The 7515-nt window shown below is 69.2% G+C and carries 7 protein-coding genes and 1 pseudogene; 7 read left to right on the top strand and 1 reads right to left on the bottom strand.

The window, feature by feature from the left end; translation table 11 throughout:
• The first annotated feature begins 124 nt into the window (after nucleotides 1-124).
• A complete protein-coding gene (locus tag BZY54_RS17075; protein WP_086726055.1) occupies nucleotides 125-583 on the top strand; it encodes a DUF4190 domain-containing protein in 459 nt (152 codons plus the stop codon).
• A gap of 226 nt (nucleotides 584-809) precedes the next feature.
• On the opposite strand, the gene BZY54_RS17070 is transcribed toward BZY54_RS17075, so the two are convergent.
• Complete coding sequence (locus tag BZY54_RS17070; RefSeq protein ID WP_086726054.1) at nucleotides 810-1373, bottom strand: NADAR family protein; 564 nt, start codon at nucleotides 1371-1373, stop codon at nucleotides 810-812.
• Between the two features lie 212 nt (nucleotides 1374-1585).
• Here BZY54_RS17070 and BZY54_RS17065 point away from each other — a divergent pair, with 212 nt between their 5' ends.
• The 6 genes and pseudogenes from BZY54_RS17065 to BZY54_RS49330 form a co-directional block, all read left to right on the top strand.
• Nucleotides 1586-3121, top strand: a complete 1536-nt coding sequence (locus tag BZY54_RS17065; RefSeq protein WP_086726053.1) for a gamma-aminobutyraldehyde dehydrogenase — start codon at nucleotides 1586-1588, stop codon at nucleotides 3119-3121.
• Nucleotides 3122-3170: 49 nt separating this feature from the next.
• Entirely contained in the window at nucleotides 3171-4418 is a 1248-nt protein-coding gene (locus BZY54_RS17060; RefSeq protein WP_086726052.1) for an ABC transporter substrate-binding protein, read from the top strand.
• An 8-nt stretch (nucleotides 4419-4426) separates the two neighbouring features.
• On the top strand, nucleotides 4427-5581 hold the full coding sequence (locus BZY54_RS17055; RefSeq protein WP_208640679.1) for an ABC transporter ATP-binding protein: 1155 nt from the start codon (nucleotides 4427-4429) through the stop codon (nucleotides 5579-5581).
• Nucleotides 5582-5583: 2 nt separating this feature from the next.
• Nucleotides 5584-6513, top strand: a complete 930-nt coding sequence (locus BZY54_RS17050) for an ABC transporter permease (RefSeq protein WP_086726050.1) — start codon at nucleotides 5584-5586, stop codon at nucleotides 6511-6513.
• Nucleotides 6514-7314 (top strand): ABC transporter permease, encoded by an 801-nt coding sequence (locus BZY54_RS17045; RefSeq protein ID WP_086726049.1) that lies wholly within the window; start codon nucleotides 6514-6516, stop codon nucleotides 7312-7314.
• 22 nt (nucleotides 7315-7336) lie between these two features.
• A pseudogene (locus BZY54_RS49330) lies at nucleotides 7337-7515 on the top strand (FAD-dependent oxidoreductase); the annotation flags it as partial.

Below are 7515 nucleotides of genomic sequence, written 5' to 3'. Positions count from 1 at the left end.
CGGGCCCGCGCCACCGCCGGCGTCCCCGGCGCAATCGCTCCGCAACAGCCTGTGCGCACGCCGTCCACCGTGCGGAACACGGGCATTACGATGCCTTGACTGTCAACGGAGGGGAGACCAAGCCATGTCCGACACCCATCCCGCACCCGACGGCTTCGGGCCACCGTCCCAGCCCCCGAAGCAGCCGGCGCCGGGCTACGGCTACCCGCAGTCCGGTCCGGGCTACGGCTACCCGCAGTCGGGCCCCAGCTACCCGGCCGCGCCGCCCGTGGGCTACCCCCAGGCCCCCGGTTACGCCATGCCGGCGCAGCCGAGCAACGGCATGGGCACCACGGGCATGGTGCTGGGCATCATCGGCGTCGTCTGCAGCCTGACCTTCTTCCTGTGGTTCTTCGGCGTGATCCTGGGCATCCTCGGGATCATCTTCGGCGCGATCGGACGGGGCAAGGCCAAGCGGGGCGAGGCCACCAACAAGGGGGCGGCGACCGCCGGTCTCGTCTGCGGCATCATCGCCACGGTGGTGCTGCCGCTGCTGGGCATCCTGGTGTTCGCGAGCATCATGGGCACGGCGAGCACGTTCTGACGCGAGGCGCCGGACGCCTTCCGCCGCATCGCAGGGGCCGGCCCTCGGGCCGGTCCCTGCGCCATGCGAGGCGACCCGCCCCTCGCGCCCCTGCACCATCCACGCCCCGCGCGGCCGACTCGGCGGCCTGCGCCCGAGGCGTAGCTGACATACGGCGTGCACCTGGCATGCGGCCCGCACCCGGCGCACCGCGTACGCCCGCGCCGCCCCGCGCGCTGCGAACCGCCTACGCAGCCCCCGCGCGCAGCCGCTCCCGGGCCTCCATCAGGGCGAAGCCCAGCAGGTTCGGCCCCCGCCAGCGCCGCGGATCCGCCGCCGCCTCGTCGTCCGCGGCCAGTCCGATGCCCCACACCCGGTCCACCGGACTCGCCTCCACCAGCACCCTCTTGCCCGTGCCCAGCAGGAACTCCCGCAGTTCGCGGTGGGCGGCGAACTTGTGGACGCTGCCCTCCACCACGATCCGGAACCGCTCCCGCGCCCATATGTCCTCGTCGAAGCCGCGCACCAGCCGCCCCGCCTTCTTCGCCTCGGACGGATGCCCGGCGGCCAGCGCCCGCCGCTCGGCCTCCGCGTCCCCGAACAGCCGGGCCTTGCCGGCCATCATCCAGTGCTCGGCGGTCGCGTACGTCACCCCGTCCACCGTGAACGGCGACGGCCACCACTGGCTCAGGCAGCTCGCGCCCACCCGGCCGTCCGGCCGCGGCCGATGCCCCCAGAAATACAGGTACTTGATCCCCGCCCCCGCGTGGACCTCGCTGACCAGGGCTTCCCAAGAACCGATCTTCCCCATGCACGCGAGTGTGGCACGCACCACTGACAGTCCGTCCCGCCTTTTCCGTGCCGACTCGACACCTGGGTCGACAGATTCCGTCGCGTAACCAAAAGGCAACAACGGAATCACTTGTTGGAGCCCCCGTGCTCTGTCAGGATCGGCACTCAAATCGAGCTGGAGCTACGCCAGCCGACCCCGTGCGGAGCGGGGCGACGGCGGAGGAGAGCGACATGCACAACCCGGCCACCGCCACCCCGGAACGATTCCCCGCGCAGGACCGCCTCGCGGACGGCGCACAGTACATCGCGGGGCGCCTGACCAAGGGCACGTCCGGCCGTACCCACGCCGTGGTCGATCCGGCCACGGGCGAGGACGTCCACACCTACGAACTGGCCGGCGCCGAGGACGTCGACGCCGCGGTCGCCGCCGCCCGGGAGGCCTTCCCCGGCTGGGCGGGCGCCACGCCCGGCGAGCGCTCCGACGCGCTGCACCGCCTCGCCGCCGTTCTCGCCGAGCGCGCCGAGGACTTCGCCCGCGCCGAGTCCCTGCAGTGCGGCAAGCCGCTGAAGCTGACCCGCGAGTTCGACGTGCCGGGCACCGTCGACAACACCGCCTTCTTCGCGGGCGCCGCCCGCCATCTGCAGGGCCAGTCCGCCGGCGAGTACTCCGGCGACCACACCTCCTACGTGCGCCGCGAGCCCATCGGCGTCGTCGGCTCCATCGCGCCCTGGAACTACCCGCTGCAGATGGCGGCCTGGAAGATCCTCCCGGCGATCGCCGCGGGCAACACCATCGTGCTGAAGCCGGCCGAGCTGACCCCGCTGACCTCGCTGCTGTTCGCCCAGGCCGCCACGGACGCGGGCATCCCGGACGGCGTGGTCAACATCGTCACCGGCACCGGCCGCGAGGCCGGCGAGCACCTGGTCGGCCACCCCGACGTGGCCATGACCTCCTTCACCGGCTCCACCGCCGTGGGCAGGCGCGTCGCCGAGATCGCCACCGCCACCGTCAAGCGGCTGCACCTTGAGCTCGGCGGCAAGGCCCCCTTCCTGGTCTTCGACGACGCCGACCTGGACGCCGCCGCCAACGGCGCGGTCGCGGGCGCGCTCATCAACACCGGGCAGGACTGCACGGCGGCCACGCGCGCGTACGTGCAACGCCCCGTGTACGAGGAGTTCGTGCGGCGGACCGCCGCGCTGATGGAGACCGTCCGGCTCGGCGACCCCTTCGCCCCCGGCACCGACCTGGGTCCGCTGATCTCGCACGTCCAGCGGGACCGCGTCGCCGGTTTCGTCGACCGGGCACGTGCCTACGCGCGCGTGGTCACCGGCGGCGAGGCCCCCCAGGGGGAGCTGAAGAACGGCGCGTACTACCGCCCCACGCTGATCGTCGACGCCGCGCAGGACAGCGAGATCGTCCAGTCGGAGATCTTCGGCCCGGTTCTGGTCGTGCTGCCGTTTGACAGCGACGACGAAGGAATCCGGCTGGCCAACGACACTCCGTACGGACTGGCCGCCTCCGCCTGGAGCCGGGACGTCTACCGGGCGAACCGGGCGACCCGGGAGATCAAGGCAGGGTGCGTGTGGGTCAACGACCACATCCCGATCATCAGCGAGATGCCGCACGGCGGCTACAAGTCCTCCGGCTTCGGCAAGGACATGTCCTCGTACTCCTTCGAGGAGTACACCCAGATCAAGCACGTCATGTTCGACAACACGGCGGTGGCCCGCAAGGACTGGCACCGCACCGTCTTCGGGGACCGATAGAAACTCTCCGGCCCCACCGGGCCGGACCCTCCGAAAGGGCACCACGCGCATGGAGCAGTACGAGCCCGACCGCCTGTCTCCGGCCCAAGTGGCCGCCATGCGGCGCAGCTTCCCGGGTGGCCGGGCCGTCCTCACCCGGCGGTCCCTGCTGCGCGCCTCAGCGGGCGGCACGCTCGCCGTCGGCGGTCTCGGGGCGCTGAGCGCCTGCGGCATCCCCGCGGCGACCAAGACGCAGGGGGGCGTCTCCGCCGACGACCACTCGGCCAAGGAGAAGGTCGTCAACTTCTCCAACTGGCCCGAGTACATCGACGTGGACGACAAGACCAAGCGCCACCCCTCGCTGGACGCGTTCGCCAAACGCACCGGCATCCAGGTCAAGTACACCGAGGACATCAACGACAACGACGAGTTCTTCGGCAAGATCCAGCCGGAGCTCGCCGCGGGCCACGACACCGGCCGCGACCTCGTCATCCTCACGGACTGGCTGGCCGCCCGCATGATCCGCCTCGGGTACGTGCAGAAACTGGACCCGTCCAACCTGCCGCACGCCTTCGCCAACCTGTCGGACCAGTTCCGCGCCCCCGACTGGGACCCGGGCCGCGCCTACTCGTACCCCTGGCAGGGCGTCTCGACCGTCGTTGCGTTCAACAAGAAGGCGCTGGACGGCATCGAGGTGAAGTCGGTCTCCGACCTGCTCGACAACCCCAAGCTCAAGGGCCGCGTCGGCTTCCTGACCGAGATGCGCGACAGCATCGGCATGACGATGCTCGACATGGGCAAGAACCCGGAGAAGTTCACCGACGACGACTTCGACGCGGTGATCGCGCGCCTCCAGAAGGCCGTCGACAAAGGCCAGATACGCCGCTTCACGGGCAACGACTACACGTCCGACCTCACCAAGGGCGACTTCGCCGCGTGCGTCGCCTGGGGCGGCGACATCATCCAGCTCCAGGCGGACAACCCGGACGTCGGCTACATCATCCCCGACCACGGTTACATGACGTCGACCGACAACATGCTCGTCCCCAACAAGGCGCGTCACAAGACGAACGCCGAACGGCTCATCGACTACTTCTACGAGCCCGAGCCGGCCGCCGAACTCGCCGCCTACGTCAACTACGTGAGTCCGGTCGCGGACGTGAAGCCGTATCTCGCCAAGATCGACAAGGGAGCGGCGAACAATCCGCTGATCCTCCCCGACAAGGCCATGCAGGCCCGGTCCCACGCCTTCCGCTCCCTGACGCAGAAGGAAGAGACGGCCTACCAGCAGAAGTTCTCCAAGCTCACAGGGGCGTGACGACGACGATGACGACGACAGACAACAGCGGCGACGTCCGCCTCTCGGGCATCGGCAAGACCTACGGCTCCTTCACCGCCGTGCACCCGCTCGACCTGACCGTGCCGCAGGGCTCCTTCTTCGCCCTCCTCGGCGCCTCCGGCTGCGGCAAGACCACCACCCTGCGCATGATCGCCGGCCTGGAGGAGCCTTCCTCCGGCACCGTGCACCTCGGCGACCAGGACGTGACCCATCTGCCGCCGTACAAACGCCCGGTGAACACGGTCTTCCAGTCCTACGCCCTCTTCCCGCATCTCGACATCTTCGAGAACGTCGCCTTCGGTCTGCGCCGGCGCGGCATCAAGAGTGTGAAGAAGCAGGTGGAGGACATGCTGGAGCTGGTCCAGCTCGGCGAGCAGGCGCGCAAGAAGCCGCACCAGCTCTCCGGCGGCCAGCAGCAGCGTGTCGCCGTGGCCCGCGCGCTGATCAACCACCCGAAGGTGCTCCTGCTCGACGAGCCGCTCGGCGCCCTCGACCTGAAGCTGCGCCGCCAGATGCAGCTGGAGCTCAAGCGCATCCAGACCGAGGTCGGCATCACCTTCATCCACGTCACGCACGACCAGGAGGAGGCCATGACCATGGCCGACACGGTCGCCGTGATGAACGCGGGCCGCGTCGAGCAGCTCGGCTCGCCGACCGACCTGTACGAGAACCCGCAGACGACCTTCGTCGCGAACTTCCTCGGCACCTCCAACCTCATCGAGGCCGAGGTCGACACCAGGAGCGGCGGCGACATCGTGCTGAAGGCGGGCGGCGGCAAGCTGGTGCTGCCCGAGGCACGCTGTTCCGCGCCGGCGACGGCCGGCGGCAAGGTGCTGGTCGGCATCCGCCCGGAGAAGATATCCCTCACCCACGCCGACGACGCCGGAGCCATACCCGAGGGCCGCAACCGCCTCACCGGCAGGATCGTCGACGCGAGCTTCATCGGCGTCTCCACGCAGTACGTCGTCGAGAGCCCCGTCTGCGACGAACTCGCGGTGTACGTCCAGAACGTCGAGCGCGACGGCCGGCTCGTCCCCGGCGCCGACGTCGTCCTGCACTGGAGCCCCGCGCACACCTTCGGCCTGGACGCGGCCCAGGACATCGACGCCGGCGTGGAGACCGTCGAGGAAGAGGCCGCGTAGACATGTCGACCCTCACCGAGGCGCCACCGCCCCTCGTCTCCGCCGAACCCGCGAAGAAGCCCCCGCGCAAGCGCGGCCGGTTCACCCCGTACTGGCTGCTGCTGCCCGGCATCCTCTGGCTGGTCGTCTTCTTCGCGCTGCCGATGATCTACCAGGCCTCCACGTCCGTGCAGACGGGCTCCCTGGAGGAGGGCTACAAGGTCACCTGGCACTTCGCCACCTACTGGGACGCGCTCAGCGAGTACTGGCCGCAGTTCCTGCGCTCCGTCTTCTACGCGGCCTCCGCGACCGTGCTGTGCCTGCTGCTCGGCTACCCGCTGGCGTATCTGATCGCCTTCCGCGCGGGCCGCTGGCGGAACCTGATCATGATCCTGGTGATCGCGCCGTTCTTCACCAGCTTCCTGATCCGAACCCTCGCCTGGAAGACGATCCTCGCCGACAACGGCCCGGTCGTGCACACCCTGAACACGCTGCACATCCTGGACCTCACCAGCGCACTCGGCTGGACGGCCGGCGACCGGGTGCTGGCCACCCCGCTGGCGGTGGTGTGCGGACTGACGTACAACTTCCTGCCGTTCATGATCCTGCCGCTGTACACCTCGCTGGAGCGGATCGACGGGCGGCTGCACGAGGCGGCCGGCGACCTGTACGCCAGGCCGTGGACCACCTTCCGCAAGGTGACCTTCCCGCTGTCGATGCCGGGCGTGGTCTCCGGCACGCTGCTGACGTTCATCCCGGCGACCGGTGACTACGTCAACTCCGAACTCCTCGGCTCCACCGACACCCGGATGATCGGAAACGTGATCCAGACGCAGTTCCTGCGGATTCTGGACTATCCGACGGCCGCGGCCCTCTCCTTCATCCTCATGGCCGCCATCCTGGCCATGGTCACGATCTACATTCGCCGGTCCGGGACGGAGGATCTGGTCTAAATGCCCTTCGTCAACTGGCTCAAGCGCCGTCTCGTCGTCATCGCGGGACTGCTGACGCTGGCCTATCTGCTGCTGCCGAACGTCATCGTCACGGTGTTCTCCTTCAACAGGCCGAAGGGGCGCTTCAACTACCAGTGGCAGCACTTCTCCACGGCCGCCTGGAAGAACCCGTGCGGTGTCGCCGACATGTGCGGCTCGCTGTCCATCAGCCTCCAGATCGCCGTCTGGGCGACGATCGGCGCCACCGTCCTCGGCACGATGATCGCCTTCGCGCTGGTCCGCTACCGCTTCCGCGCGCGGGGCGCCATCAACTCGCTGATCTTCCTACCGATGGCGATGCCCGAGGTCGTCATGGCCGCCTCGCTGCTCACCCTGTTCCTCAACATGGGTGCCCAGCTGGGGTTCTGGACGATCCTGATCGCCCACATCATGTTCTGCCTCAGCTTCGTCGTCACCGCCGTCAAGGCGCGCGTGATGTCGATGGACCCGCGGCTGGAGGAGGCCGCCCGGGACCTGTACGCGGGTCCCGTGCAGACCTTCCTGCGGGTCACCCTGCCCATCGCGGCACCCGGCATCGCCGCGGGCGCGCTGCTGTCCTTCGCGCTCTCCTTCGACGATTTCATCATCACCAACTTCAACGCCGGCTCGACGGTCACCTTCCCCATGTTCGTGTGGGGCTCGGCGCAGCGAGGCACTCCCGTGCAGATCAACGTGATCGGTACGGCCATGTTCCTGATCGCCGTTCTCTTCGTCCTGACCTCGATGCTCATCACCAATCGCCGCAGCAACCAGAGGGCATGAGCCCCTGTAGGGAGTTGAAATCATGGCCCCGAGCGCCATGAGCCACCACGACTGGACGAAATCCCTCTCCGAGGCCCAGCCGGTCCCGTACTGGCTGGACGACCCCGGCAGGCGTGCCGACACCTGCGACCTGCTGGTCGTCGGCGGCGGTTACAGCGGGCTGTGGACCGCGCTGATCGCCAAGGAGCGCGACCCGGAGAC

Origin of the sequence: Streptomyces carpinensis (assembly GCF_002154505.1) — a bacterium.
GTDB lineage: Bacteria > Actinomycetota > Actinomycetes > Streptomycetales > Streptomycetaceae > Streptomyces > Streptomyces carpinensis.
This window is presented reverse-complemented; position numbering and strand designations above follow the sequence as displayed.

Bases quoted from the DNA above. Each gene is read 5' to 3' on its own strand.
- BZY54_RS17045 (WP_086726049.1), top strand. From the start codon at position 6,514: ATGCCCTTCGTCAACTGGCTCAAGCGCCGTCTCGTCGTCATCGCGGGA.
- BZY54_RS17055 (WP_208640679.1), top strand. From the start codon at position 4,427: ATGACGACGACAGACAACAGCGGCGACGTCCGCCTCTCGGGCATCGGC.
- BZY54_RS17065 (WP_086726053.1), top strand. From the start codon at position 1,586: ATGCACAACCCGGCCACCGCCACCCCGGAACGATTCCCCGCGCAGGAC.
- BZY54_RS17050 (WP_086726050.1), top strand. From the start codon at position 5,584: ATGTCGACCCTCACCGAGGCGCCACCGCCCCTCGTCTCCGCCGAACCC.
- BZY54_RS17060 (WP_086726052.1), top strand. From the start codon at position 3,171: ATGGAGCAGTACGAGCCCGACCGCCTGTCTCCGGCCCAAGTGGCCGCC.
- BZY54_RS17075 (WP_086726055.1), top strand. From the start codon at position 125: ATGTCCGACACCCATCCCGCACCCGACGGCTTCGGGCCACCGTCCCAG.
- BZY54_RS17070 (WP_086726054.1), bottom strand. From the start codon at position 1,373: ATGGGGAAGATCGGTTCTTGGGAAGCCCTGGTCAGCGAGGTCCACGCG.